We start from the raw sequence: 26,200 nt of genomic DNA on the forward strand, positions 1-26,200 counted from the left end.
ATTAACTCGCAAAGTTCATTCGCCTTAATAGCTTTATGCTTTCGGCTTTATGCTTTCGGCTAAAAAAAGGGACACTTCTTACGAAGCGTCCCTCTCAGTTCCTTTGTGCCGAATAAAGGGGATTATTAATAACGACGGTCGCGGGAACCATATCCTCCGCCGCCACGGTTGTTGCCACCGCCACCTTTGAAATTATTATTCGGTTGTTTAGGTCTTGCTTCGTTTACCATCAATTGCTTACCTTCGATTTCGCTGCCGTTCAAACTATCCATAGCCTTTGCTCCTTCTTCTTGATTAGGCATTTCCACAAAGCCAAAACCACGTGAGCGGCCAGTTTCGTGGTCTTTGATAACCTTAGCGGAGGTAACCTCTCCAAAATCGCTGAAAATCTGATGGAGATCCTCATCGTTCAACCTATAGTGCAGGTTGGCTACGTAAATGTTCATGATAACTGAAATTAAAAAAATGAAAAATAATATACTGAAGTTATGAAAATTACGCTAATAAAAAAGTTGCGTTTAAAATATTTTTGTTATTACCCTCTTTTTTACTACCCTATTATGGGTTAGATCCTTTATAGGGTGAAGTTTGATAAGGATATAAATATTATTTAAAATCCCCTTGCACTACCCTTAAACCCGCTGTTTTACGGTTTTTTTTTCGTAAATTCAGGACAAGATCCATTAAATTTATTTAACATGGGAGCGTTAAGTGAAACCTGGTTCGCTGACGGTTATATTGATTTTGAGCTGAAAAAATATACCCTTTTGGCCTACTTACAGGACATCAACCGTTACTTCAACGAAAGCAAGCTGTACCCGCAGTTAGCCGACATCATTTTCCATTACAATAACCTCGTCGCCTTTCGGGACAACAAGCAATTTTTACAGCAGCAATTCCCCAAACGGCTCACCGCCATTAACCTGCAAAAGCTGGAGTTATTGTACGAACAGCTCATTGCAGATGATGAATTAATGGCCGAACTGGAATCTATTATCCAATACTCATTACCGCAGTTGAACAACACTATTAAAGAAGGAGCGGAGATTTATGAGTATGTGGCAGGGAACCTGAGCATTTTCCCGGTAGGACTTATTCCGCTGGAAACAACAGAGGGCTACTTCCTGCTCTGCGATGGGCGGGGCAGCTATACCCGCGTATACACCTACCGGCTCACTATTTTTGAGCGGCATGATGAGAAGTTCCGGGGCATTCATACCGAGTATGTACAGGAGTATAAGAAGGATTTTGTGCATACCATCGGGCATATCAAAACCATGCTGATACGGGAACGGCATCACCTGCCCAATCCTGCGGTGTATTGCGTGGAAACGCCACTGGTATTGCCGGTAGACGAAACGTTGCTGCCCGTGGCCAAAAGAAGCCTGGTGAAATATATTGCTGAACAGGCAGCGTAAACGCTTATTGACAGGACGACCTGGTATAGCCGGAGACCTGTTATCCCGGTAATGGATATAGGTGGCCCCAGTTATTTCAATGCGGGCGCTTTGGTATCGCCTTCATACTGTATTTCCAGTGTATGGTCTTTCAGGAAAGGGGCATAGTATTGCTCCATCACCTTCCTGATTTTATCTTTTGACTGTTGAATGTAAAGGGCATTATTTTCCAGCTGGGCGCGGGAAGTCTGGTACAATTTCTTTTGTACATCTGTATAGGTTTCATCGTCCTGGAACAACAGCCATCCTTTACGATTAGCAGTTTCCATCTTGTCCATTTTCAGTTCGTAGCTCAGCAGCCGCGGAGCGGGGAGTTGCAGAATAATCTTTTTATCGGTGGCTTGTACTTTAAACGGCTTTTCGTCGAAACTCACGCCAAACTTGGCTTCATAAGGAATGGTGACCCAGATGGTATTCTCCAGGAAGGCTTTCTTGAAATTATCGGTCCACTCGCCATTATTCTCCACATTACTTCTTTTGATACTGGAAGATCCCTGCACATCGAGGCTGGCCAGTTCCGCAATTTCTTTGACGATGAGGCTATTGGAGATGACCTCCTGGCTAACATTGGTGGTGCCGAATCGCTTGCCCAGCCAAAATATCAGGACGGCTAACACTGCCAGTATAACGACGAAAAAGATTTTTTTCATGCCTGTAAATTAATGAAAAGTTGGGAGTGGGTATGCGTATCCGTTACCGGGTAAGGCTGTTGATCAACGCCGCATGTTCCGGATAGGCCGCTTGCAGGGCAGCTTTCTCTGCCAGTTCAAAATCTGCGAAATCAAATCCTGGCGCCACGGTGCAGCCGGTAAGGGCATAACCACCGGGTACTTCCACGCGGGAGGCAAACCAGTTGCCGGCGGTAATAATCACCTGCAGGTTTTCTCCATTGGCAATATCACGTCCCAGTTTGTGTACCAGGAGCTTGCCTCCCGGGCATATTTCGTAGATGGTGAGCGTGTGCCCATCATAAAAATGCCAGATCTCATCTGCCGCAATGCGGTGAAAAGCGGAAAATTCGCCCGCTTCCAGCAGGAAATAAATGCAGGTAGATGCGTTGCGGCTGCCACCCATGCCAGCCGGCAGCGTAGCCAGGTCTAACACCCATTCGGAGCGATAGGTTTCGCGGAAAGCGCCGCCTTCTACATGCGATTGTAATTTCAGTTGTTCACGCCAATGGGCGGCAGAATATTCCATAAAGGCTTGTTATCGTCGTAAATTAAGGAAAAAGCGGGATTATTATGCCTGTTTCGTATATGGGTCAGGGTTATGGCGATGCATGAATTTCTCCGGGTTGGGTATATCGGTGAATCCGAACTGCCGGTATAATCCATGTGCATCTGATGTTACCAGTAAGAAACGTCTTAATCCCTGCAGATCAGGGTGGGCTAAAATGGTGCGCATGAGGAATTTAGAGAGTCCTTTGCCACGATAAGGTTCCAGTATGTACACATCTGCCAGGTAGGCGAATACCGCACCATCGGTGATAACCCGGGCAAAACCTATCTGCCTGTTATCTTCAAATACCCCGAAACACAAAGAGCCCGCCACTGATTTTTCAATGATATCGAAAGGAACGTTTTGCGCCCAGTAGGATTCTTTAGACAGGTAGTCGTGAATAGCGTTCAGGTCTAACAGGGCTTTGTCGGTGCTGATATGGTAAGCCCCCTCTTTTACTGCAATGGTTTCCATATTTAGTTAGCATTAGCTCACTAAAGTAACGCAATATTTTTATTCCGGGCCCACTAACTGGCTACTGCCACGTGGTGTCCGGCAGCTGGCATATGCGCAATAGTAGCGGCGGCAGCCGGCGCAAAGTAAGAAGGTGTTTCGTGATTAAACATCAGGTAGTCCTGTATAAACATCGCCTGGTTGTAATAGGCGGTGGCGGTAATAGGTGTTTGCCACTCCGGCAGATTCAGTTGCCGTAAGGAGCTGAGTGCCGCTTTATACCGGATCATCCGGGCAAAGAGCTGTGGTGGAATACCTACAATAGTGCTGAACAAACGCTCCAGCGTAGGGCGGGAAATGCCATAGCGGGTAGAGAGCGCGTTTACTTCCACATTGCCTTGCATGATCAGCAGGTAATCTACCATGTCATCTACCGTTTTCAAGTTATCTGACTGGCTGTGGAGCGCCTGTAAACAAGCATCGTCCAGCAGGGCTTCTACCTGTTTAGGCTCCGTTATTCCGGATAAGTTGTTGAGTAGTTCGCACCAAAGTGGTTGCTCCGTGCAAGACAGGTTGCGGTAATAATTAGTGAAGCTGGCGGCATCGAAGCCAAGCAGCCGGTGACAACCATACGCATTTAACTGTACCACCGCTACTTTCACAGGACCTTGTACCTGTAACTGGCATGCGCAGGTAAGATGTCCCAATACAGCAGTAGCTGGTAACGTAAATGCCCGGTGATGTAAAGGTTTGATTTCTGCTGTTCCTTCCAGGATGAAAACCATGTACTGATCGCCCAGTGCAAACAGGTTTTGTGGCAACTGAATAGTTCCCCTGGTATTGTCTTCCCAGAAATAGTATTGCTTTACAAAAGGACGTAATGCATCCGCAGGGTGGTAGATATGGAAGTTCATAGGTACAATAATGTGGTGTTAAGGGATATCGCTATCGCTGCAATTCACACCAAATACTAAAGTGGCGACATTATTGTAAATATATGTTAAATGTTTTATATTATCAAAAATATATTTGTGAGAGGAAAGGATAGCAGAAACTGTTTCTATTTGAGTGTTTTTAATAAGTCTTTTGCAGGAAGGCTTATGGGATTACCATCTTTATCACCTACAATCAATTTTTTATTTTGAGCGGCAGTCGTTTCTACAAGCTTGCGCATGGCCTTTTTCATGCCTTGCATCACTTTGTCAGAAAATTCCATGAGTTCTTTTTCTTTACTGCTCATAATACGCACCATTACAACCAGCAATAATATATAGCTGAGGCATGTTGTAAAGGTTCAATATCTACCACCATTGCCGGCTATTCCCATCGTAAATTTTACGTATTAACATACGCCTGTAACTGGCCGTGGTAAATAATTGTAGCCATATGATTATTGCTTTATCATAACTATTCTAAAGGTTCACAAGCCCCCTGTTGAATATCGTTTTATCAGTGGCATCCGTGCTCTTCCCATCTCCCTATAAAATAAAAAACGCTACAAGCACCGAAGCACTTGTAGCGTTACTGTATTAAGACTATGTTTTACTGTTGTAAATCCCAGCCCCAGTTAATACCTTTTTCTGTTGCAGGTACGCCGCTTTCCAGCCATTGTGGCGCCGGTGCCCCTTTCAGGAAGTGATCAAAGAACTGTTGTTCCCTGCGCTGAATATCTTTACGGTTTTGACGTTGCATGAGGTTATGCGCTTCGTTGTTATAGTTCAGCAACCAAACGGGCTTGCCTAAACGACGTAAACCGGTAAACATTTCAATGCCCTGGTACCAGGGAACTGCGCCGTCTGCATCGTTAGACATGATGGCTACCGGTGTAGTTACACGGGGCAGGTTGAAGAGCGGAGAATTCTCGATGTAGAGTTCCGGTTTATCCCATAAGGTAGCGCCAATACGACTTTGAGAATGCTCATACTGGAACTGCCTGTTCATACCACTTTCCCAACGGATACCTCCGTAGGCGCTGGTCATGTTGGCTACCGGAGCGCCTGCCCAGGCAGCTTTGAACAGGTGGGTCTGGGTGATCAGGTAAGCTACCTGGTAACCGCCCCAGCTCTGGCCTTGTATGCCCATATTTTTGCCGTCTACCCAGGGTTGTTTTGCGAGGTTTTCTGCGGCACTCACAATATAATCGTACGCGCTTTTACCAGGGTAGCCGTTTTCGTAGCTGATATCCGGTGCAAATACGATGTAACCACGGCTAACAAAGAACGAAATGTTCAGCCGGGATGGCGTAGGAGACGGGGCCTGATAACTATACAGGCCGTCTGTTAATTTCTCATAGAAATAGAACAGTACGGGATATTGTTTGGTGGAGTCAAAGTCTTCCGGTTTATACAGGATACCTTCTGACGGCTTGCCGCTGAAGGTAGTCCATTTATACAGGGAAGCGGTGCCCCAGTTATAGCTTTGCTGTTGCGGATTGATCTGGCTGATTTGCGTGGCCAGCGCTATGTTATCGCCGGTAAATACGTTGGGTGATTGTTCGTAGTTGCTGCGTGTTAACGTATAGACGTGGGCGTTTTTAGCTTCCTGTAAATCGGCATAAGCGTAAGGCCCCAATACGATTTGTTTCGCTGGTTTTACTTTACCGTTTTTACCAGGCAGCTCCAGTTGATACAGACCGTTGTATTTCGTTGTTTCCTGGAATGCAGTGAGCATCAGCGTTTGGCCGGGAGTGAAAAATCTTTCTTCCGGATTGAGGCGCTGATAGCGGAAGCGGATTTTTTCTTTACGTCCGGTATTTTGCGTGATGTTCACCGGTGCTTTTTTACCGGAGGGGTCTGTTTCCCAGATATCGTAACGATCGTAGATGTACACTGCGGCATCATTGCTCATCCATCCAGCAATACCATAGGCTTCGGGCACATCCGGATGATCATCTTCCTCATCAAATACTTTGGTGGGAATGTCTTTGCTGATATTTACCGTAGTACCGCTGGCGTTATCATAGCTAAACCATTGCCTGTTTACGAGGTCGTACCAGAGCATGTATTTACCATTGGGAGAGATGAAAAAGTTGCCATCCAGTTTTTCTTTGATCTGCTTTTTCGTGCCATCATTTATGTTGATGAGGAAAGCTGTTTTTTTAGTGCGGCCTATCCATTGCAGGGGAATACGTTCGCCTTTATCCGTATAGCCGAGTGCGTTAGTGCTGTTGCCTTCTGCTGTGGTGAGCACGGTTTCCAGGTTATCGTTACCCAGTTGTATGATGCGGTTGCTGGTTGGATAAAATACTGCGGCGTAGCTTCTTTTCAGTTCCTTATCTGCATTTTTCAATTGCATGGGTTGCAGATAGTCATCTTTATAATTCCAGATATCTACTTTGGCTACTTCAAAGTCCACGACGTTAGTGTCTTTCACCGGGAGCAGGGGGGCCGTACCAAAGAACAGGCGTAGTCCGTCTTTGCTGAAAGACAGGTTACCGTTGCCGCTCACGCTCCAGTTGGCCGGAATGCCGTAACTGTTTTTGGCGGCTACTTCGCGGGCGCTGTCCTGGCCGGGTTTGAAGTAGCAGAGTTTAAAGAGTGGTTGCAATACTTTTTCGCCATCGGCGGTAGCTATCCAGGCTGCTTGTTCTCCTTTTTCATCGAATGCAAATTGTTTGTAGTCGGCGGCGTTGCGGCTGAGGGTATCTGCTTTACCGGTGGCGGTATGCCACAGGAGTACGCTATTGCGGGAGAGGGAGTCTTTCTTGTCCGTACCGGTTTCTATTAACAGTTGGTTACCGGGTTTGCTGAAAGTATATTCTTTCACATTTTTCACGGTATCCTGTTTACCGGACAAGAGCTGCCGGATTACGAGGGAACCACTTTCTGCGGCTTTGTCGCCGGCTTTATCATCGTCTGCACGATCTGTTGCGGAGAAGTCTTTCGGTGTTTTACTACCTTTTCCTTTGGCGGTATCGGCGGCTGGTTTATCTACCAGGTAAGCCAGGAAGCCGCTGCCTTTTTCCGGTGTTTTGAAAGATTTCAGTGCAGGGAATTTCAGCATACCCGGCTGGCCCAACGTGATGATGGCCAGGGAGTCCTTTGGCATTTCTGCGGCTTTCTTCTTTTTGATTTTCGCGTCGCGGGTATCTTTGAAAAATGGTTTGATAGCACAGACCAGGAAGCGGGAATCTTCTGTGATGAGTGGATTAGCGCCACGGGGAATGTTTGTGGTTTGACCGGTTTTACGGTCATAAATCACGAGGTTGGCATCTCCCTCCTGAACGGCTACGGTATACACCACCCATTGTCCGTTATTACTAATCAGTTTAGCGCCAATGTTTTGCCAACTGTCGTACACACTGTGATCTAACGGCTTTTTAGCTGCTTGTTGTGCATAGGTAAAAAGGGAACACCCCAGGAAGGATATTCCTAAAAAAACTTTTCTCATAAGTGCTAAAGTATAAATACAGCGGGTAAAATACGTAATTGCTGCTAATCGTCCGCATTAGTTTGATGTACGGCCCTTGGCTACCCGGAGCATTTGTAGTCCTACAGAAAGCATGATACAGCCCAGTCCCGCATAGAAAGCATTGTTCAGGAACTTATTTTCCTGGAACAATACAAAGGCCATCAGGATGCTGTATACCGGCTCCAGGTTGAAGCAGAGATTGACGGTGAAGGGAGAAATTTTCTTTAGGGCGTTCATGCTCAGCAGGTACATGAGTACCGTGCAAAACCAGGCCAGTATGAGCAGGTAGAAGAAGTCCATACCGGAAGGCAGGAGGGAAGCCACGGGAAAGCGGTGGAGATAGAGGGGGAGGAAAAGTGTTAATACCACCAATCCTACCGATAACTCGTAAAAGGTGATGGTAGAGGTATCAAATCTTTTGATGAGTCGTTTGTTAAATATGGTAAAGAGGGCGGCAAACATGGCGGAAACAATACCGAGGATAATACCGGTGCGATATTGCGTGTCGAAGTGGAAAATGAGGAGGATGCCCAACAGGGTGAGCATGCTGAGGAGCATTTCCGCTGCATCGAAGCGGCGCCGGTTGATGAGCGGGTCAAAGATGGCGGTAAACAGGCTGGTCATGGAAAAGCAGATGACGCCAATGGATACGTTGGAGTACTTAATGCTGCCATAAAAGAAAAGCCAGTGGGCGGCTACTACTACGCCGGTGGCGCCGATGGGCAGTATATCTTTCCAGGGGAGCTTTTTAAAGGTGCCCTGCAGGCGGAATAATACGTATAAAGTAACGGAGGTAATCAGTAACCGGTACCACACCAACAATCCTTCGTTCAGGGTAATTAATTTACCGAGAATACCGGTGAAACCAGCCAGAAATACAGAGAGATGTAGCTGGAGAAACGCCTTTTTCATGAACCCACTTAATGTATTTAGGGATTTGTTCATTTGATAAAAATGAACAAATCCCTAAACACTCATTTTATGTATAATAATTAATTCTTTACTCTTCTTGCATAATTCCGGAAAAGGCTTTGCCATTGTATTTTGAGCACGCCGAGGATGCCTTCTTTTACAATGCCTTTGCTCATTTTGGAATATCCTTCTTTCCTGTCTTTGAAAGTGATGGACACTTCTTTGATTTTGAAGCCCAGCTTCCAGGCGGTGAATTTCATTTCAATCTGGAATGCGTATCCCACAAACTGTATCTGGTCCAGGTTAATGGCTTCCAGTACGGTGTTGCGATAGCAAACAAATCCTGCTGTTGGGTCCCTTACGGGCATCCAGGTAATCATACCTACGTAGATGGAGGCGCCGTAGGATAATACGGCACGGTCCCATGGCCAGTTTTCTGTTTTGCCGCCTTTTACATAGCGGGAGCCTACGGCTACATCTGCACCACCTTTGGCGCAGGCGTCGTACAGGCGTACCAGGTCTTTTGGGTTGTGGGAGAAGTCGGCATCCATTTCAAAAATGTATTGATAACCTCTGGCCAGCGCCCATTTAAAGCCATGGATATAAGCAGTACCCAGACCTTGTTTGCCGGATCTTTCTTCCAGGAATAATTCGTTCGGATGTTGCTCCTGTAAACCTTTTACAATAGCGCCGGTACCGTCTGGTGATCCGTCATCCACGATGAGCACATGAAAATTCTCCTGTAAGGAAAATACAGCGTCAATGATGTTACGGATGTTATCCTTTTCATTGTACGTAGGAATGATGACAAGCTTTTCCAATTCAGCAGATGATATTTTTGGACTGCGAAAATAATTCAATTCCGGCGCAAGATATGACGTTCCCGGATAACATTACATTTTTTTTAACATCATATTATGAAAGATTTCCGTCAGTTTCTGTTTCGTATTGAGGGGGAAATCGGCCTTCATCATCCAGTCGTAGTACTGTGGCTCTGCTTTCAGTACTTCTCTTACGGGGCGGCCTTTGTATTTACCGAAGTTAAATACTTCTACACCGCCCTGCATTACGAGGCGGCGGGCGAAGTCGATATAATCTTCTTCCCTGGTAAAATCGGCCAGGGAATCGATATCCTGTTGTAGTTGTTCGTACCGGCCCAGTTGAGCTTCCAGTATTTCGTAGGTAGCCAGTGCGTCTGCTTCTGCGCTGTGGGCGTTTTCGAGTTGTTTATCGCAATAGAATTTGTAGGCGGCGCCGAGGGTACGTTTTTCCATGAGGTGGAAGATCCGTTGTACGTCTACGAATTTGCGTTTAGATACGTCGAATTCTATTTCTGCGCGGAGGAATTCTTCCACCAGCAGGGGGATGTCGAAGCGATTGGAGTTGTATCCTGCCAGGTCGCAGTTGTCCATGAACTGTTTGAGTTCGTGGGCGGCCTGTTTGAAGGTAGGCGCGTCTTTTACATCTTCGTCCTTGATACCATGAATTGCTGTAGATCCTGCGGGGATCGGCATTCCGGGGTTAATACGTTTCACTTTGGACTGGGTAGTTTTGTCCGGAAACACTTTGATAATAGCAATTTCAATGATACGATCTGCGGCCACGTTGGTGCCGGTGGTTTCCAGATCGATGACGGCCAGGGGCCTTTTGAGGAGCAAAGAAGGCATTATTTAGTATTTAGTAATTGATTAGTGAGTTGAATTAGTTGTTCGGCAGTAATTCCTTCAATTTGCTGAAATCAAGGCCATCGTATGTACCGGAGCTCATTAATAACAGGTTGGTGTCCTGGTAGTTTTGAGCGGATAAAAAGGCTTCCAGCTTTTCCCGGTTGTTGAATACGTGCAGGTCGTTTCTTCCGAAGCGTTGAGCAATCAATTCTGGCGCAAGATCGGGCATTCTCTTGATTTCCAGGGCATGTTTGCTGTAAAATACTACGGCGATGTCAGCAGTATCTAAAGCATGATGATATTGTTCCAGGAAATCAGCATTCAAACTGCTATAGGTATGTAATTCCAGTACAGCGATCAGTTTCCGTTGGGGGAACTGATGTTTGGTGGCTTCCATGGTGGCTTTCACCTTGGAAGGGGCATGTGCAAAATCACGATAAATAACGCTATGTTCATTTTTTGCCACCAGTTCCAGTCGCTTTGCGGCGCCTTTAAAAGAGGCAATAGCGGTGAGGAAATCCGCGTCAGATACGCCCAGTTGGTTGCATACCAGTTTGGCGGCGTGGAGGTTCAGGAGGTTATGGTCGCCGAATACTTCCAGTGCGGTGCTGTTTTCCCCGAAATACACCCGGGTAATGCCCTGTTCGATGGTATGTTTGGGCAGGCCATAGGGTAGGAGCTGCAGGTGGTTGCCCGTAGCGGTCACCAGCTGAACGAGTTCGTCATCTCCCGCATTATAAATCAATACCTGGCCGGGTTCCATTTGCCGGATAAAAATGGCAAATTGTTCTTTATAGATATCGTAAGTTGGGAATACGTTGATATGATCCCAGGCGATGCCTGTTAATACGGCAATCTGGGGGTGGAGGAAATGAAATTTGGGTCTTTTTTCGATCACGGAGGCAGGGTATTCATCTGCTTCACACACGATCACCGGTGCGTTGGTGATGTTCACGGACTGGGCAAAGCCTTCCAGTTTAGCGCCAACGAGGTAGTCGAATGCCTGGTGGTTATACTGTAAGGCGTGCATGACCATGGCGGTGGTGGTGGTTTTACCGTGACTGCCGCCGATGGCTACCCTGGTTTTATTTTTACTTTCCTGGAAGATATATTCAGGGAAAGAATAGATTTTCAGGTGTAGTTCCCGGGCTTTTATCAGTTCGGGATTGTCTTCCCTGGCGTGCATGCCGAGGATGACAGCGTCTAAATCCGGCGTTATCCGGGTGGCGTCCCAACCGGTGGTGGCGGGTAAAATGCCTGCCTGTTGCAGGTTAGATAGTGCCGGTTCAAAGATTTCATCGTCACTACCGGTTACGTGGTAACCTTTATTTTTGAGCGCAATGGCCAATTGATGCATTACGCTGCCGCCTATGGCAATAAAATGTACTTTTGTCATAACGCTGGAGATTTTCGGAAGATCCGAAAATTACATTGTTGTTTTTTTTAATGTATTTTCTATATTTGCAAAATAACGTTACAAAGAACGATTAAAAAAGTAGTCGTATCATATTTCCTGTGAAATTTCGTTTTAGTTATAAATTATAAATCTCCCAGTATGCAATCTTATGTAAGAATTTTGGGCTACACGGCTATGGTTTGTATCTTTGCTGTTTTCTTAACGTCCTGCGCAAGCCATCAGAAGTTAGGGTGTCCAATGAGGGGAATGGCCAAAACGCCTGCGATAGAACATAATAAAGCATGTTAAATGAATTGGAAAACGTTAACCAGCGAGGAACAGCTATCTGAAATCAATGCGGTGTCAGCAGATCAGCCGGTAGCTATTTTTAAACACAGTACACGGTGCTCTATCAGTTCGATGGCCAAAGCCAGGTTGGAGCGGGCAGCGGAGCCGGAAGGGTTAACGTTTTACTACCTGGACCTTATCTCCTATCGTCCGGTATCCAACAAAATTGCGGAAATGTATGACGTGGAGCATGAATCTCCGCAGGTACTTGTAATCCGTAATGGCGAATGTATTTACAATGAAAGTCACAGCGGCATCCTGATGGATGAAATTGTAGCCCAGGCAGGGTTATAGTCTTTCCCGCTTTATACCTGCCGGGCATATTGCTTTGCCCGGTTATAAAGAAGTGCTTTCAATACCCGCAAATAGGCTAGCTTTGCACTATCAACAGCATAGCCAATGAAACATCGTATAGTAGTAGCAGTTACCGGGGCCAGTGGCTCCATTTATGCACGTCAGTTGCTGCAAAAGCTGCAGGCGGCGCATGCCCAGTTGGACCAGGTGGCCGTAGTGATGACCGAAAATGCCAAAACGGTTTGGGAAACGGAACTGAGAGATGAAGATTACAAACAACTACCTTTCCGCTTTTATACCCAACAGGATTTCCACGCACCTTTCGCTTCCGGTTCCGGACGTTTTAATACCATGATCATCTGCCCCTGTTCGATGGGGACTTTAGGACGCATTGCCACCGGTATCTCCAACGATCTCATTACCCGCGCCGCAGATGTAGTCCTGAAAGAACGCAGAAAGCTGATCTGTGTAGTACGGGAAACACCTTACAACCTGATTCACATTAAAAACATGGAAGCCGTGACTATGGCGGGCGGTATCATTTGCCCGGCCACCCCTTCTTTCTACAGTGTACCCAACAGCCTGGAAGAAATGGCCGCCACCGTGGTAGACCGTATCATTGACCTGGCTGGCATTGAACAACAAACTTACCGCTGGGGTAGTGATAGTAATAATAAAGCTGATTAATTACCTTCGTTCATCTTTCAATTTATATCTATCATCATGCAAATAGCTATCATCAACGGACCTAACCTAAACCTGCTCGGCAAGCGTGAAACAGGCATCTATGGCAGTGAGTCGTTCGAACATTATTTTAAACATCTGCAAAAACAATTTCCGGCAGTTAATTTTATTTACTTCCAGAGTAATGTAGAAGGGGAGCTGGTTAACTATCTGCATGAAGTGGGCTTTTCTTATGATGGTATCCTGCTGAATGCCGGCGCCTATACACATACTTCCATTGCCATCCGGGACGCCATTGCAGGCATTAAAACGCCGGTAATGGAAATACATATCAGCAATGTATATGCACGGGAAGAGTTCCGGCATACTTCCCTGATAGCACCCAAATGTATTGGCTGTATCTGCGGTCTCGGATTGAAAGGATACCAGCTGGGCGTGGAATATTTCGGAATGAACGATTTATAAAGAGCGGAAAGCATAAAGCAGAAAGCATAAAGCTACTATAGCGAATGATCAAAGCGTATTAATGAAGTGCACCCTAAAGGTTGGACGTTTTTTTAAATGTTAAAAAGTTATGCGGCTTGAGTTCGGTATTTAACTGGGCTCAAGCCGTTTAGTTTTAATTTAATCCTATCGTTGTTATAATAGTGTATATATTCAATTAACCCCTGCTTTAAAGCTGATAGCGAATCAAAATTTTCAAGATAAAATAGTTCTGTTTTGAGGATAGCGAAAAAGCTTTCCATAGCGGCATTGTCCAGACAATTTCCTTTTGCAGACATACTTTGTTTGATCTTATTGTCTCGAAGAATTGTCTGATATTTCTTCATTTGATACTGCCAACCCTGGTCAGAGTGTAATATCAAATTGCTTTTCTTCGGTAGCCGGGAAAATGCTTTTTGCAGCATATCAACAATTTGACCAAACGTTGGCCGTTCTGATATATTATAACTCATTATTTCTCCATTATACAGGTCCATAATTGGAGAAAGATATAATTTTTTACCCCCAACAGAGAATACTGTTATATCTGTGACCCACTTCTGGTAAGGCTTTTCGGCATTGAAGTCACGCATTAGCAGATTAGGAGCTATTTTACCCTGCTCTCCTTTATATGACTTATACTTCTTCATTCTGACCAGGCTTTTAATATTACCCGATCGCATGATTTTTAATACCGTCTTATGATTAACAGATCTCCCCGATTGCCGTATATCCCTTGTTATTCGCCTATAGCCATATCTGCCTTTATGCCGATTGTAAATGGTCATTATCTCAGTTTGCAATGCAGCATGCTTTTGAGGCTGGGTTAATAACTTCAAATTGTAATAATAGCTACTACGTGCCATATCCGCTGCTTTTAACAGCAAATCTAATGGATAAAGCGGCCTTAATTCCCTGATGGCTTCTGCCGTTTGCTTTGACCGGCTTGTTCTTTTTGAATTAAGGCCTTTAACTTTTTTAAAAGTGCATTTTCAGCTCGAAGGTATTGTAACTCAGCTTCTAAAGCGGCTAGTTTGGCCGTATCCGGGTCCGTTGCTACTTCTGTGGATTTACTCTTTTTTGCCATTTGCTTCTTTTTTGATCCTCGTTTACTTTTAAGTAAACCTATGGCCCCTTCACCTTCATATTGTTTTAACCATAGACCAACAGTATGATCTTGCGCGACTCCGAATATCATCGCTGCCTGCAATAAAGATAATCGCTTTTTGAATACTGTTCGGATAACCTCCAGTTTAAACTCACCACTATAAATCACTCCCGCACGAGGTTTCAATCCGGCTACACCATGATACTTATAAAGATGTAACCACCGATGCACCGATGTATCGGTCGTTCCTAGCTTGCGAGCTACTGATGCTATATGGTCCTTACCTGAAAGCACGGCCTGCACGGCTCGAAGCTTCTGGTTTAAACTGAATTTAATCTTTCCTGCCATAAAAATGCCCCCTAAAAGTGTCCAACTTTTAGGGGGCATTTCATAAATCCGCAATGGTCATTCGCTATAGTAGCTTTATGCTTTCTGCTTTCTGCTTTCCGCTCCAGACAATATTTGTCTATATCGTTGAAATACATTTAATTGCAGCACTCGATTTAAATAACCAGCATCCAGAAAACCACTTCTATGAAACAATTCTTCTCCGGCAGTATACTGCCCGCTGCTTTCTTAATGGCAGCAGTAGCCTTTACAGGGTGTAATAAAAATGATGACACGCCTGTAACCCCAACACCTTCCATGGACCAGTTATATGGGCAGGCCATACAAAATGCGATGGTGGCAGACAGCAGCCAGATTTCTACTGCTTTATGGCCCATCACCGCAGCCAACACGGATCTGCAATGGAAAACAATTAATGGCCAGTCGTATGTGTTAATGGCAACGTTTATGCGTTATCCTGACAGTTATCCGGCAGGGGATTCCATCACCAACGTATGGGGCGAATCCTGGCTGTTTATACCCAAACAGATGAAGAACAAAATCGGTCCTTCTTTCTCTGCCACTTCCGACACCGTTATGCGTATCTGCCAGTTGTTAGGATTGCCGCCGGTTAATTCCAAAACCAATACGCATATTGCTACCATGTGGGTGAAAGCAGAACGCTTGTACCGGCCAGCCGGTAACCCGGACATTACAACCAACACCAGTGGGGCCGTATTGCTTCCTACGGTAACGCCGGCATATTCCACCTGGTTTAATAACTATATTATTTACGCTTATTATCGTCCGTTGACATCCGCTACAGATGCGCATTATCCATGGACAAGAATGGGATATACCTATGATTGGGCGCCAGGAGCGAACAGGGTAGGATTGAGCGAGTATGTATTACAGACTGCTTCCGGGGCGTGGGTAGAGAAAACCACCCGGGCGGCGGATTTTTTTAAGTAAGCATAAAGCAGAAAGGATAAAGCATAAAGCATAAAGCATAAAGCTATTATAGCGAATGATCATTGCGGATATTAATACGCTTTGATTATTCGCTATAATAGCTTTATGCTTTCCGCTCAACTATAAGTATTGAAAGTTAGTTTTCGGTGTAATATTCAGCAGGGTTTGATAAATCAGCTGAATGGTGTTTTCAATATCATCTTTCTTCACCATTTCCACAGTAGTGTGCATATACCGCAATGGTAAGCTGATCAGCGCAGAGGGGGTGCCATCGTTGCTGTAGGCAAAAGCATCGGTATCAGTACCGGTGCTGCGGCTTACGGCATGCAGCTGATGTGGGATATCGTTTTTCTTCGCTGTTTTGATAATGAGATCACGTAAGATGTTGTGAACAGCAGGACCATAGGTGATGCTCGGGCCGCCACCACATTTGATTTCCCCTTCGATGTTTTTATTGATCATTGGAGTAGTGGTATCATGGGTAACATCGGTGATGATAGCCAGGTTGGGTTTAATACGTTTGGCGATCATTTCCGCACCACGTAATCCTACTTCTTCCTGAACCGCATTTACAATGTATAAACCGAAAGGCAGTTGCTGTTTCTTTTCTTTCAGCAGGCGGGCTACTTCCGCAATCATAAAGCCACCAATGCGGTTATCGATAGCGCGGCAGATGTAGTAGTCGTAGTTCAGTTCTTCGAAACCATCTTCAAACGTGCATACACAGCCTACATGTATGCCCAGGTCTTCTACTTCTTTACGGGAGCGTGCACCGCAATCGAGGAAGATATTGTCTACTTTAGGTTGTGGTTCTTTACCGTCGCCGCTACGCATACGGGTATGGATAGCCGGCCAGCCAAAAACAGCTTTTACGGTACCTTTTTCTGTATGGATATTCACCCGTTTGGAAGGCGCGATTTGTTGATCGGAGCCACCATTACGGATTACATAAATCAGCCCTTCAGGAGAAATATAGTTGACAAACCAGGAAATTTCATCCGCGTGTGCTTCTATCACCACCTTGAATTCCGCTTTAGGATTGATTACACCCACCGCAGAACCGTATGGATCTACAAAATGTTCGTCAATGTAAGGCGCCAGGTATTTCAGCCAAAGCTTTTGTCCTTCTTTCTCAAAACCGGTAGGAGATGGGTTATTCAGGTACGTTTCCAGGAATGTTAATGATTCCTTGTTGAATATTGATTTTTGTTTTTTGGACATGTTCTGTGGAAATTTTGATCGGACAAAGATAGCGATTTAGCTATTAGCTGTTAGCAGTTAGCTTTTAGCTAATGCCGCGAATGATATTAGGAGATCTCCACTGTATTGGCTAACGGCTAAATGCGGATGATCACCCAGTAAATGGCAGCAGATAGTGCCATACACCCATCCAGCGTAAAATAAAACAGGTAATCTGAGGTGTTCAGGTGAGCCCTGTTGGTTAGCAGGGCAGTAACTACTACGGGAATCATCAGGGAAATAATGGCGGGCAAAGTGGTGAAAGGGCCCATGAGTCCAGCACATACGGCTGCCATTAATAAAGTAAAATAGTAAAGGCGGTTCAGATTTTTAAGATCCAGCATGGTAATCAGGCTCCGGATACCTTCCTGTTTATCTGATTCCAGGTCGCGGTAATCAAATAAAATGCAGATGCCATAAATGAGGCAGAAGCGATGCAGGGTTAGTAACACTAGTGGTGTAATAGCATACTTTCCGGCTACCAGTGCGGGAAGCAGCGTAGTAACGTAGGTCCATACAAAAGTAAGAAACAGTGTTTTACCAATGGCTACTTTGCTGAGCCAGCGGAAAGTCGGATGTGGTACTTTGGGCGCTGAATACAAAAAGGTAAGGATGGCGCTACCGGAAAGTACCAGCCAATGTTCGCGAAGTTGCCAGAAGAACCATAGGGAGCCAATGATGCCGATGCCACAGAGTAATAACATCAGCGTACGGTGACGGTCGCCCCAGCGGATTCTTTCAGAAGCGGAATAGGTGCCGGGTGTCAGGTACCAGTGAAAATTATAGCTACAGATAGTAGAGAAGAAAACAAAGAGATAGAAGGTATTTTCGGGGTAATGTAACTCCAGCAGTTGATTGGTTTGCCAGATCATCAACAGCGCGCACAACGAAATATAGATCGAAGTGAAGAGTATGAAATTGAAAATACCTCGAAACATGGAGTTAGCTTTTAGCCGTTAGCTTTTAGCTGTTAGCAAATGCAGCGGAGATCACATGATATAACCTGCTACCTTTCCTAACAGCTACAAAGGTATATCGCCAGTTAGCGATAAGCAAATGCAGGGAAGAAAATATCCTGCCATCTCCGCTGCATTTGCTAACAGCTAACAGCTAACAGCTAGAGCGGTATATTACCGTGCTTTTTCCTTGGCATACTCACCACTTTATTCTCCAGCATTTTGAAAGCCTTGATGAGTTTAATACGGGTTTGGTCCGGTTGAATGACTTCGTCGATGTATCCTTTTTCCGCTGCCAGGTAGGGATTGGCGAACCTTTCCTGGTAGTCGGCTACCAGTTCATTCATGCGGGTTTCAGGGTCGGGAGCGGCGTCAATTTCTTTTTTGAAGATGATTTCCACGGCTCCTTTTGCGCCCATAACAGCGATTTCTGCCTGTGGGAACGCAAAGTTCATATCGGCTCCGATATGTTTGGAGTTCATTACGCAGTAGGCGCCGCCGTATGCTTTTCGTGTAGTCACGGTCAGTTTGGGTACAGTGGCTTCGCTGAGTGCGTATAATAATTTAGCGCCGTTGGTGATGATACCATTCCATTCCTGGTCAGTGCCGGGCAGGAATCCGGGAACATCTACGAGTACCAGCAGGGGAATATTAAAGGCATCACAGAAACGGGTGAACCGGGCGCCTTTAACAGAAGCGTGGATGTCCAATACACCTGCCAGGTGGGCCGGTTGATTGGCAACAATGCCGATGCTTCTGCCAGCGATGCGGGCAAAGCCCACGATCATGTTTTCTGCAAAATTTTTATGTACTTCAAAGAAGCTGTCGGTGTCCGTGATCTGTGCAATGGCGTCCTTCATATCATACGGCTGGTTGGGATGAGCCGGTATCAGTGTGTTGAGGGCTTCCCTGATTTCGTTACCAGGTTCGTAAGGGTATACGGGCGCGGTTTCTTCACAGTTCTGCGGGATATAGCTCAACAGCTGTTTGAGATATTGGATGCATTCTATTTCGTTGGCGCAGGCAAAGTGGGTTACGCCACTTTTAGCGGCATGGGTTTGCGCGCCTCCCAGTTCTTCGGAAGTCACTTCCTCGTGGGTAACGGTTTTTACTACGTTAGGCCCGGTAACGAACATATAGGAGGTTTGTTCTACCATCAGGATAAAGTCGGTGATGGCAGGGGAGTATACAGCGCCGCCTGCGCAGGGCCCCATGATAGCGGATAGTTGCGGGATGACGCCGGAAGCCCGGGTATTGCGGTAGAAGATGTCTGCATAGCCACCAAGACTAACAACTCCTTCCTGGATCCTGGCGCCGCCGCTGTCGTTCAACCCAATAATAGGCGCGCCATTTTGCACGGCGAGGTCCATTACCTTACAGATTTTGCGGGCATGTGGCTCAGAGAGGCTGCCACCATATACGGTAAAGTCCTGTGAAAAAACATAGGTAAGCCGGCCATTGATGGTACCATAGCCGGTTACTACCCCGTCGCCGAGGAATTGTTCCTGGTCGGTGGTGAGTCCGCGGTTACGATTGGTGACGAGCATATCCAGTTCTTCGAAAGATCCTTCGTCCATGAGGAGTTGCAGCCTTTCCCGGGCGGTTAATTTACCTTTTTTATGCTGGGACGCAATCCGTACTTCACCGCCACCCAACATTGCTTCGGCCATCTTTGCCTGTAATTCTGTTATTTTATCCATATGCCTAAAAATCAAAAGAACGCTAAAAATAAAAGGATTCCTTTACTAAAGGAATCCTTGCTATGTTGTAAATGTAATGTTTTTAACCTTATCATTTCCACCGATAGGCAATTTTAGGTGTAGAGACGGTATCGCTGATATTTCCTGCATTGTCCCGGATGAATACGGCGAAGTGGATACTATCCTTGGGGATTGCCGGATAGGTAGATTGTCCAAATTTGATATCGTTGTTATCCAGCTGGATCTGTATATCTCCTTTTATTCTGTTACCCTTATTAGCCCCGATGCGTGGCATCTTCCTTCCGATCCACAGGGTATCCTTTCCATGACTGATGATTATTGGTGCAATCAGCAGGGTATCCTCAATGTCTCCATCTCCGTCTTCCACGTTCAGCGTAACGATCATCCCGTCGGTGAGTGGGGTAATGCTATCTACTGAATAGCCTTTGAAGGAGAGGACGGGTTTTGACCCAATTTTATCCTTTTTACAGGCGTAAATGAAACCGGCCACCAGGAACAAAAACAGAATTTTCTTCATAAAACAAACCTACATTAATTTAGGAAATATACAAATATTCAGTCATCACGCTATCCCTTTGTCAAAACGTTTTTTTGTTACAATTGTTACTTACTGCGGCTAGATTTATTCTTCTCCCTAACTTTGTGTGATTTTAAAGAAAGATTTACATGACCGCGGTATCTCCGGAATATATTTTTTCATTGCAGGAAAGTGGGTTTGAACCTGCCGCCCTGGCTGTTTTTAGGTATCAGTACCAGGAAAATGAGTTGTACAGAGCCTATGTAGATGCCCTGCATAAGTCGCCCGTGTCGGTGAAAAGCATCGAGGAAATTCCTTATCTGCCTATACAATTTTTTAAATCCCATACCGTGGTAGCCGGTCATTTTGAGCCGGAATTGCTATTTGAGAGCAGTGGCACCACGCAAACGGTGAATAGCCGTCACCTGGTAAAGGAAGCTGCTATTTATACCCAGAGCTTTATGACGGCCTTTGAGCAATTTTACGGGCCGGTGGGTGATTATGTGATCCTGGGTTTATTGCCTTCCTACCTGGAGCGGCAACATTCCTCCCTGGTGAGGATGGTGCAGGAAATGGTGGAGCGCAGCGGCCATGCTGAAAGTGGCTTTTACCTGTATGAACATGATAAGCTATTCCATCATTTGCAGGCCCTGGAATCCCGCGGACAGAAAGTGCTGCTGATAGGGGTCACCTTCGGGTTGCTCGATTTTGCCGAGCAGTACACCCTGCAGTTGCGCCATACCATTGTGATGGAAACCGGGGGGATGAAGGGACGCCGGGAAGAGTGGACAAGGCAGGAAGTACACCAGTTCCTGAAAGAACGATTAGGCGCTGCCGTTATTCATGCGGAATATGGTATGACAGAGTTGTTGTCGCAGGCGTATTCCAAAGGTGATGGCTTGTTTCAAACCCCGCCCTGGATGAAGGTATTGCTGCGTGATGAAAATGATCCTTTCCAGATCTCCACCGGCAAAGGGGCGGGGGTGATTAATGTAATTGACCTGGCTAATATATACTCCTGCGCTTTTATTGCCACAGAAGATATCGGAAGAATGCATGCCGATGGCCGTTTTGAAATATTAGGCCGGTTGGATAACTCTGCGTTGCGGGGCTGTAGCCTGATGGTGAGTTAGCAGGAAAGAGCAGAAAGCATAAAGCGGAAAGCAAAAAGCTATTGTAGCGAATGATTATACACTTTGGTCATTCGCTACAATAGCTTTTTGCTTTCCGCTTTATGCTTTCTGCTCTTTAAGATATATTATAATAATTTACTGTATATTGAGGATAAATCTATTCCTATGAATAAGCGGGTGTTCCTGCTCGGGGCGCTGATCCTATGCACCACTGTTTTACATGCACAATTTCTCCGGAAAGTGAAGGATAAATTCCGGGACCTCACTACTGCAAAAACTGATACCCTTTCGGCAGATGGACCGTATGAGGCGACTTACGTTAAGGCGGCGACGGAGCATCCATCGTTGATTATTGGAGGAGATGAGCAGATAATGATGGATTCTGTATTTGAGTTTGATGTGGCGGTGTACCAGGAAATGGAAGCCTGGCAGGGTAATCAGCGGGTGATCAATGGGGGAGAGCAGGTGGTAATTTATTACAGCAGTGCTGCACCAACAATGGCCATACATTTACTGAGTAAGGGAACCGGGGCAAGGTACCAGTTTTACGCAGATTTTGCGAAGGGGGCACAGTTGAGTGTGACGGCTATCCATCAAATAGGGAGTGGCACCAAAGAAAAGCTGGACCTTACTACGATGGAGCCTATCTATCCGGGTGAAACCGGGTATTTGAACCAGCTGGTAAAAACGGGCGCTAAGAAAGTGATTGCTGGCGTGGCTTGTGAAGAATACACGGCTAATAATACCGTTACTGATTCCGGCCGGGTGAAGGTGACGAGTCGTGCTTTGGTGGGTGCCCGGGTGTGGGTGCCTTTACAGCCACATACGCTTTTCCCTGGCTATGCTTTTATGCCGGAGTATTATAAAGATCAGATTGAATCGATGTTGGTTGCCGGTAGTTATCCCCCGGTGGCCATGCCCCTGGAAATGGAGCTGGTATATAGTAATGGGGACAAAGTGATTACTTATACCACTGATATTGTGAGTGGTGAGCGCCGCGCCGTCCGGGTGGCAGATATTATCAGGTAGTGTTTATGACTCCATAGCGGCCATCTGCAGCAATGCGGGCAGTTTGCCTGGTTCGTGCATGATCGTGGAAAGTGACGACATGTAAGGAAATGAATGATGATCCATACCAAATTTATGGAGGAGGTATACATCCAGTTGTTCCGGGGAAGTATGTCCCTGGATATAATCGCCCAGGTAAAAGAGGAACCGTTGTCTTTCTTTTTCCGACAGCAGCACCAGGGCCACCTTGTCTTTCAGGCTGTTATGTGCCCCTGACTGGAATATTTTCAGGGCCTGTTTATACTGGGTGAGCGTCAAATCATCGAATGAAGCGGGCAGGAGCTGGGTGCAGAAGTAGTCTACGGCAATATCGTTGAAGAAGCTGGCGCCGTCTTCCGCATCCGGTTCATTGTGCCAGGTGGCCCATTGAAACAGTTGTTGGGGCGTGATGAAGCCCGTCAGCATGGCTTCCAGCTGATGAATAACACCTTCCCGGCTGGGCGTGGTATCGCCAGCGTTGGAAATAGCGGTCACTATGTCCTGGTAATAGTTCTCATTTAATTCGCTGGCGGTTTTTAACAACAGCCTGCTCACTTCGGTGTGGGTATCTTCCTCTTTATGTTGCATAGGGGTTACACCACGTAGCTCAGCTATTACCTCCTGTCTGGTTTTAGTCCCACGTAAATATGCCTTTAATAAAGTAACAAAATATACGGATGTTACAGGCGACATTTCATTTTTCATTGGCCTAATATTTCATATTTCATTGGGTACGGGCCAAAAATAGTATAAAATGGCGAATACTGGCCAACTCGCTGCGCCATTTACCATTCCTTAACCACCGGTCATCCGTCTTTAACATTTTTTTGGGGTGGAGAGAAAACTAAAACAGCTAAATTTCCGTAAGCTTTCTACAACATAATACGCAAAATAGGTTTATGATGAAAGAAGCGTTTAACTCAAGAGCACTACCAATGACAACCTGTAATCCCGCTACATGGGTAAAGTTATACGCAGATGATTTGTATAAGTTTGCGGTTATCAAGGTATCAGACAGCGTATTGGCGCAAGACCTGGTACAGGACACTTTTCTCAGCGCTTTACAGGCGGTAGCGCAGTTCCGGGGCGAAAGCAGTGAGAAAACCTGGTTGATGACTATCCTGAAGCATAAGATTATAGATCACTTTCGCAAATCCGGTAAAACAGCTATTACCATTAGCATAGACGAAGAGAAAACCGGCGACAGTGATCCGCATCATTTCTTTTTTAATGAAAAGGGACACTGGCGTAAAGAAATGGCCCCCAAAGCCTGGATAGCGGATATTAACAGCAAACAGGAGCAGACTGATTTTTATAGCATTTTACGGGCCTGCATGAATAAATTGAACGATATCGGCAAAAAAGTGTTTAATCTAAAGTACCTGGAAGAAAAAGAATCTGTTGATATCTGTAAGGAATTATCTATTACTACGTCCAATTACTGGGTGATTGTTCACCGCGCAAAGTTACAACTGAGAAGTTGTCTCGAAAAAAACTGGTTCAGTAATTGATAATGGCAACAAAAAAACATAACTGGCCGCCCTGTTGTAAAGACGCCACTATGCTGGTGGAAAAGCAACTGCAGCAATCGTCGCTATCATTCTGGCAAAGGATGGGATTGAAACTGCATTTATTATACTGTATTTATTGCCGGCGGTATGCACAGCAAAGCAAGAGGATAGATCAGCACCTGGATGGATTTGTAGCGCAAACAGACTTATTCCCTGACCCATCTCTCAAAGAAAAATGGGAAAAGATGATTGCGGAAAACAACAAAAAATAAAGGAGTACCTGTAAGGATTTTTACATCACCACGTCTATACTATCAAACACATAAATTTTTTCACTCCACTTTTAAATCAGCAAAAAATGAAAAACATCAATTCAATCAGCAAAAAAGTATTGTTTTCCGGATCTCTCGTTGCCAGTGCCATACTGGGTTTAGCTTCTCTGCAGGTATCTGCAAAACCAGTTAGTTATACTAACCTTGGATCAGGTGCTGCGGTAAGAAATGCGTTGGCAGGTACTGCCAGCACTGCTGCTAATACTATGGAGCTGACTTGTGGCGCAAAAAAAGACAGCACCGCTGGTAAATCCAAAGAAGGTAAATGTGGTCAGGGCAAATGTGGTGAAGGTAAATGCGGTAATAAAAAAGGCGGTAAAAAAGGTACCAAGAAAGGCGCTGACTCTACCAAATCTGGTAAATAATGATGTAAATAGTTGCAAGGGCCGGTATGGTACGCAACAGCCGGCCTTTCACTATTTTTATTTCCTTGCCAATTAAATATTACGATCATGGTAGGCGTAGGTTTTCGCAGAGAATTTGCCGAAGAATTGATCAACGGCGAACATATCAGGCCCGACTTTATTGAGTTTGCGCCTGAAAACTGGATGAATATAGGAGGTTATTGGAAGAAGGTATTACACCGGGTGGTAGAAAAATATCCGGTCTTATGCCACGGCCTTTCGTTGTCGATTGGCAGCCCGGAAGCGCTGGATAAGTCATTTTTACAGTACATCAAAAATTTCCTGAACGAATATAACGTACAGTTATATTCTGAGCACCTGAGTTATTCCAAATGTGATAATGCGCATATGTACGACCTGCTGCCCATTCCTTTCAGAATGGATGCCGTAAAGCATATTGCCGGCCGGATACAGCAGGTACAGGATTACCTGCAACGTCCGCTGGTGATGGAGATTGTGTCTTACTACACGCCGGTGGCGGCAGAAATGAGTGAAATAGATTTTATTAAAGAAGTAGTGAAGCAGTCTGGCTGCCAGTTATTGCTGGATGTGAATAATATTTATGTAAATGCTTTCAATCACCAGTACGATGCCAAAGCATTTATTACCCAGTTACCGCTGGATAAAGTAGCCTATATCCACATGGCTGGCCATGAGCAGGTAGCGCCCGACCTGATCATAGATACACATGGAGAGCCTATTATTGACCCGGTGTATGACCTGTTTGAATGGACGCTGCAACATTTACAGCCGGTACCGGTATTGCTGGAGCGCGACTTTAACATACCGGAAATGGCCGAGTTGCAGGGAGAATTATCAAGATTGAAAAGTATTTGTCACAAACAATGGAAATTGAAAAATGAACTTGTTGCCTGACACCTATCATATACAGCAAACTTTTTCCGCCTATTGCAGAACAGGTGAAAAAGTAAAGCTGCCCGGCGTAGCGCCAGACAGGCTGAAACATTATCGCCGCCTGGTATTCAATATGATCAATGATACCATGGAAAACGCTTATCCCATTGCGTTTAATAATATTCCTGCGCGGAAATGGAAGGCGATGGTGAAAGATTTTTTTTCGCATCATGCCTGCCAGTCGTACCAGGTATGGAAGCTGCCACTGGAGTTTTATACCTATGCGGTAGAGCATAATTGGGAAGAAGTGTACGAACTGCCTTACCTCCACGACCTCCTTGCTTTTGAGTGGGCGGAAATGGAAGTGTATAACATGGAAGACATCCCCGCCGAACCATTTACACTTACCGGAGATTGGCTGGAAGCTCCGCTGGTACTCAATCCGGAGCACCGGTTATTGTCGTTCAGTTACCCGGTGCACCTGATGGCCAGGCCGAAGGCGTTGCTGGCGAACAAAGGGATTTATTTTGTGCTGTTATACCGGCATCCTGAAACAGGGAACGTAGAGTTTACGGACTTATCGCCCTGGCTGGCTTTTTTAACAGAGCAGTTGGTATTGGGAATAACGGTAAAGGATATACTGGATTATGCCCCGCAGCTCAATATAACGGATACGGACACACTGGAATATGATACGTTGAACTTTTTGAAACAGATGCGACAACAACATTTTGTACTAGGATTTCAACTATAACA

At 45.5% G+C, this 26,200-nt stretch carries 30 protein-coding genes; 12 read left to right on the forward strand and 18 right to left on the reverse strand.

The annotated features are described in order from the left end of the window. Positions 1-125 precede the first annotated feature (125 nt). Positions 126-446, reverse strand: a complete 321-nt coding sequence (gene rbp / locus AC5ZC7_RS04985; protein ID WP_079468754.1) for an RNA-binding regulator — start codon at positions 444-446, stop codon at positions 126-128. Positions 447-698: 252 nt separating this feature from the next. Between rbp and AC5ZC7_RS04990 the strand changes: the two genes are divergently transcribed. Continuing rightward, complete coding sequence (locus AC5ZC7_RS04990; RefSeq protein ID WP_496162629.1) at positions 699-1,418, forward strand: hypothetical protein; 720 nt, start codon at positions 699-701, stop codon at positions 1,416-1,418. 71 nt (positions 1,419-1,489) lie between these two features. Here the strand turns inward: AC5ZC7_RS04990 and AC5ZC7_RS04995 are convergent, their stop codons facing one another. The 10 genes from AC5ZC7_RS04995 to AC5ZC7_RS05040 all read right to left on the reverse strand — a co-directional run bounded on the left by AC5ZC7_RS04995 (position 1,490) and on the right by AC5ZC7_RS05040 (position 11,513). Continuing rightward, positions 1,490-2,107 (reverse strand): DUF4230 domain-containing protein, encoded by a 618-nt coding sequence (locus AC5ZC7_RS04995; protein WP_496162630.1) that lies wholly within the window; start codon positions 2,105-2,107, stop codon positions 1,490-1,492. 43 nt (positions 2,108-2,150) lie between these two features. Then, on the reverse strand, positions 2,151-2,654 hold the full coding sequence (locus AC5ZC7_RS05000) for a cupin domain-containing protein (RefSeq protein ID WP_496162631.1): 504 nt from the start codon (positions 2,652-2,654) through the stop codon (positions 2,151-2,153). Positions 2,655-2,696: 42 nt separating this feature from the next. Further along, the gene (locus tag AC5ZC7_RS05005) at positions 2,697-3,149 is read right to left on the reverse strand and encodes a GNAT family N-acetyltransferase (protein ID WP_496162632.1); all 453 of its coding nucleotides are present in this window, start codon (positions 3,147-3,149) and stop codon (positions 2,697-2,699) included. A gap of 53 nt (positions 3,150-3,202) precedes the next feature. Further along, positions 3,203-4,042, reverse strand: a complete 840-nt coding sequence (locus tag AC5ZC7_RS05010; protein WP_496162633.1) for a DUF6597 domain-containing transcriptional factor — start codon at positions 4,040-4,042, stop codon at positions 3,203-3,205. Positions 4,043-4,188: 146 nt separating this feature from the next. Further along, on the reverse strand, positions 4,189-4,368 hold the full coding sequence (locus AC5ZC7_RS05015; protein WP_496162634.1) for a DUF8506 family protein: 180 nt from the start codon (positions 4,366-4,368) through the stop codon (positions 4,189-4,191). A 302-nt stretch (positions 4,369-4,670) separates the two neighbouring features. Beyond that, positions 4,671-7,517: a prolyl oligopeptidase family serine peptidase gene (locus tag AC5ZC7_RS05020; protein WP_496162635.1), complete on the reverse strand. Its 2,847-nt coding sequence runs from the start codon at positions 7,515-7,517 to the stop codon at positions 4,671-4,673. A gap of 57 nt (positions 7,518-7,574) precedes the next feature. After that, positions 7,575-8,450 (reverse strand): EamA family transporter, encoded by an 876-nt coding sequence (locus tag AC5ZC7_RS05025; protein WP_496162636.1) that lies wholly within the window; start codon positions 8,448-8,450, stop codon positions 7,575-7,577. Between the two features lie 80 nt (positions 8,451-8,530). Then, positions 8,531-9,271: a glycosyltransferase gene (locus tag AC5ZC7_RS05030; protein ID WP_496162637.1), complete on the reverse strand. Its 741-nt coding sequence runs from the start codon at positions 9,269-9,271 to the stop codon at positions 8,531-8,533. Positions 9,272-9,343: 72 nt separating this feature from the next. Then, entirely contained in the window at positions 9,344-10,117 is a 774-nt protein-coding gene (locus AC5ZC7_RS05035) for an exonuclease domain-containing protein (RefSeq protein WP_496162638.1), read from the reverse strand. A 34-nt stretch (positions 10,118-10,151) separates the two neighbouring features. Then, on the reverse strand, positions 10,152-11,513 hold the full coding sequence (locus tag AC5ZC7_RS05040) for a Mur ligase family protein (protein ID WP_496162639.1): 1,362 nt from the start codon (positions 11,511-11,513) through the stop codon (positions 10,152-10,154). A gap of 309 nt (positions 11,514-11,822) precedes the next feature. Between AC5ZC7_RS05040 and ytxJ the strand changes: the two genes are divergently transcribed. From ytxJ to aroQ, 3 genes are all read left to right on the forward strand, one after another. Continuing rightward, entirely contained in the window at positions 11,823-12,155 is a 333-nt protein-coding gene (gene ytxJ, locus AC5ZC7_RS05045) for a bacillithiol system redox-active protein YtxJ (RefSeq protein WP_496162640.1), read from the forward strand. A gap of 105 nt (positions 12,156-12,260) precedes the next feature. Next, positions 12,261-12,842, forward strand: a complete 582-nt coding sequence (locus AC5ZC7_RS05050; RefSeq protein WP_496162641.1) for a UbiX family flavin prenyltransferase — start codon at positions 12,261-12,263, stop codon at positions 12,840-12,842. Positions 12,843-12,878: 36 nt separating this feature from the next. After that, positions 12,879-13,304 carry a type II 3-dehydroquinate dehydratase gene (gene aroQ, locus AC5ZC7_RS05055; RefSeq protein ID WP_496162642.1) on the forward strand — a complete coding sequence of 142 codons (426 nt, stop codon included), beginning with the start codon at positions 12,879-12,881 and terminating at the stop codon, positions 13,302-13,304. A gap of 107 nt (positions 13,305-13,411) precedes the next feature. Here the strand turns inward: aroQ and AC5ZC7_RS05060 are convergent, their stop codons facing one another. Further along, positions 13,412-14,242 (reverse strand): IS3 family transposase, encoded by an 831-nt coding sequence (locus AC5ZC7_RS05060; protein WP_511911597.1) that lies wholly within the window; start codon positions 14,240-14,242, stop codon positions 13,412-13,414. Then, on the reverse strand, positions 14,230-14,778 hold the full coding sequence (locus tag AC5ZC7_RS05065) for a transposase (RefSeq protein ID WP_511911284.1): 549 nt from the start codon (positions 14,776-14,778) through the stop codon (positions 14,230-14,232). The genes AC5ZC7_RS05060 and AC5ZC7_RS05065 overlap by 13 nt, the downstream gene beginning before the upstream one ends. Positions 14,779-14,964: 186 nt before the next feature. Here AC5ZC7_RS05065 and AC5ZC7_RS05070 point away from each other — a divergent pair, with 186 nt between their 5' ends. Further along, positions 14,965-15,729 (forward strand): hypothetical protein, encoded by a 765-nt coding sequence (locus AC5ZC7_RS05070; protein WP_496160681.1) that lies wholly within the window; start codon positions 14,965-14,967, stop codon positions 15,727-15,729. 120 nt (positions 15,730-15,849) lie between these two features. On the opposite strand, the gene AC5ZC7_RS05075 is transcribed toward AC5ZC7_RS05070, so the two are convergent. From AC5ZC7_RS05075 to AC5ZC7_RS05090, 4 genes are all read right to left on the reverse strand, one after another. Continuing rightward, positions 15,850-16,950, reverse strand: a complete 1,101-nt coding sequence (locus AC5ZC7_RS05075; RefSeq protein WP_496160680.1) for a M20/M25/M40 family metallo-hydrolase — start codon at positions 16,948-16,950, stop codon at positions 15,850-15,852. Between the two features lie 116 nt (positions 16,951-17,066). Beyond that, a complete protein-coding gene (locus AC5ZC7_RS05080) occupies positions 17,067-17,906 on the reverse strand; it encodes a UbiA family prenyltransferase (RefSeq protein WP_496160679.1) in 840 nt (279 codons plus the stop codon). Positions 17,907-18,085: 179 nt separating this feature from the next. Continuing rightward, positions 18,086-19,624, reverse strand: a complete 1,539-nt coding sequence (locus AC5ZC7_RS05085) for a carboxyl transferase domain-containing protein (RefSeq protein ID WP_496160678.1) — start codon at positions 19,622-19,624, stop codon at positions 18,086-18,088. A gap of 91 nt (positions 19,625-19,715) precedes the next feature. Continuing rightward, positions 19,716-20,162, reverse strand: a complete 447-nt coding sequence (locus AC5ZC7_RS05090; protein ID WP_496160677.1) for a hypothetical protein — start codon at positions 20,160-20,162, stop codon at positions 19,716-19,718. A gap of 149 nt (positions 20,163-20,311) precedes the next feature. Between AC5ZC7_RS05090 and AC5ZC7_RS05095 the strand changes: the two genes are divergently transcribed. Together AC5ZC7_RS05095 and AC5ZC7_RS05100 are read left to right on the forward strand one after the other, a co-directional pair. Beyond that, complete coding sequence (locus AC5ZC7_RS05095; RefSeq protein WP_496160676.1) at positions 20,312-21,295, forward strand: LuxE/PaaK family acyltransferase; 984 nt, start codon at positions 20,312-20,314, stop codon at positions 21,293-21,295. A gap of 165 nt (positions 21,296-21,460) precedes the next feature. Continuing rightward, entirely contained in the window at positions 21,461-22,324 is an 864-nt protein-coding gene (locus AC5ZC7_RS05100; RefSeq protein ID WP_496160675.1) for a hypothetical protein, read from the forward strand. Between the two features lie 3 nt (positions 22,325-22,327). Here AC5ZC7_RS05100 and AC5ZC7_RS05105 read toward each other — a convergent pair whose 3' ends face one another. Beyond that, complete coding sequence (locus tag AC5ZC7_RS05105; protein WP_496160674.1) at positions 22,328-23,047, reverse strand: hypothetical protein; 720 nt, start codon at positions 23,045-23,047, stop codon at positions 22,328-22,330. A gap of 194 nt (positions 23,048-23,241) precedes the next feature. Here AC5ZC7_RS05105 and AC5ZC7_RS05110 point away from each other — a divergent pair, with 194 nt between their 5' ends. The 5 genes from AC5ZC7_RS05110 to AC5ZC7_RS05130 all read left to right on the forward strand — a co-directional run bounded on the left by AC5ZC7_RS05110 (position 23,242) and on the right by AC5ZC7_RS05130 (position 26,198). Beyond that, positions 23,242-23,853: a sigma-70 family RNA polymerase sigma factor gene (locus AC5ZC7_RS05110; protein WP_496160673.1), complete on the forward strand. Its 612-nt coding sequence runs from the start codon at positions 23,242-23,244 to the stop codon at positions 23,851-23,853. Positions 23,854-23,855: 2 nt separating this feature from the next. Next, positions 23,856-24,125: a hypothetical protein gene (locus AC5ZC7_RS05115; protein ID WP_496160672.1), complete on the forward strand. Its 270-nt coding sequence runs from the start codon at positions 23,856-23,858 to the stop codon at positions 24,123-24,125. Positions 24,126-24,211: 86 nt separating this feature from the next. Then, positions 24,212-24,550 carry a hypothetical protein gene (locus AC5ZC7_RS05120; RefSeq protein ID WP_496160671.1) on the forward strand — a complete coding sequence of 113 codons (339 nt, stop codon included), beginning with the start codon at positions 24,212-24,214 and terminating at the stop codon, positions 24,548-24,550. Positions 24,551-24,637: 87 nt separating this feature from the next. After that, the gene (locus tag AC5ZC7_RS05125; protein ID WP_496160670.1) at positions 24,638-25,465 is read left to right on the forward strand and encodes an HvfB family MNIO-type RiPP peptide maturase; all 828 of its coding nucleotides are present in this window, start codon (positions 24,638-24,640) and stop codon (positions 25,463-25,465) included. Further along, a complete protein-coding gene (locus tag AC5ZC7_RS05130; RefSeq protein ID WP_496160669.1) occupies positions 25,449-26,198 on the forward strand; it encodes an HvfC/BufC family peptide modification chaperone in 750 nt (249 codons plus the stop codon). The genes AC5ZC7_RS05125 and AC5ZC7_RS05130 overlap by 17 nt, the downstream gene beginning before the upstream one ends. Positions 26,199-26,200: the final 2 nt, after the last annotated feature.

The sequence above is a fragment of the Chitinophaga sp. 9-1-y genome, assembly GCF_059511905.2.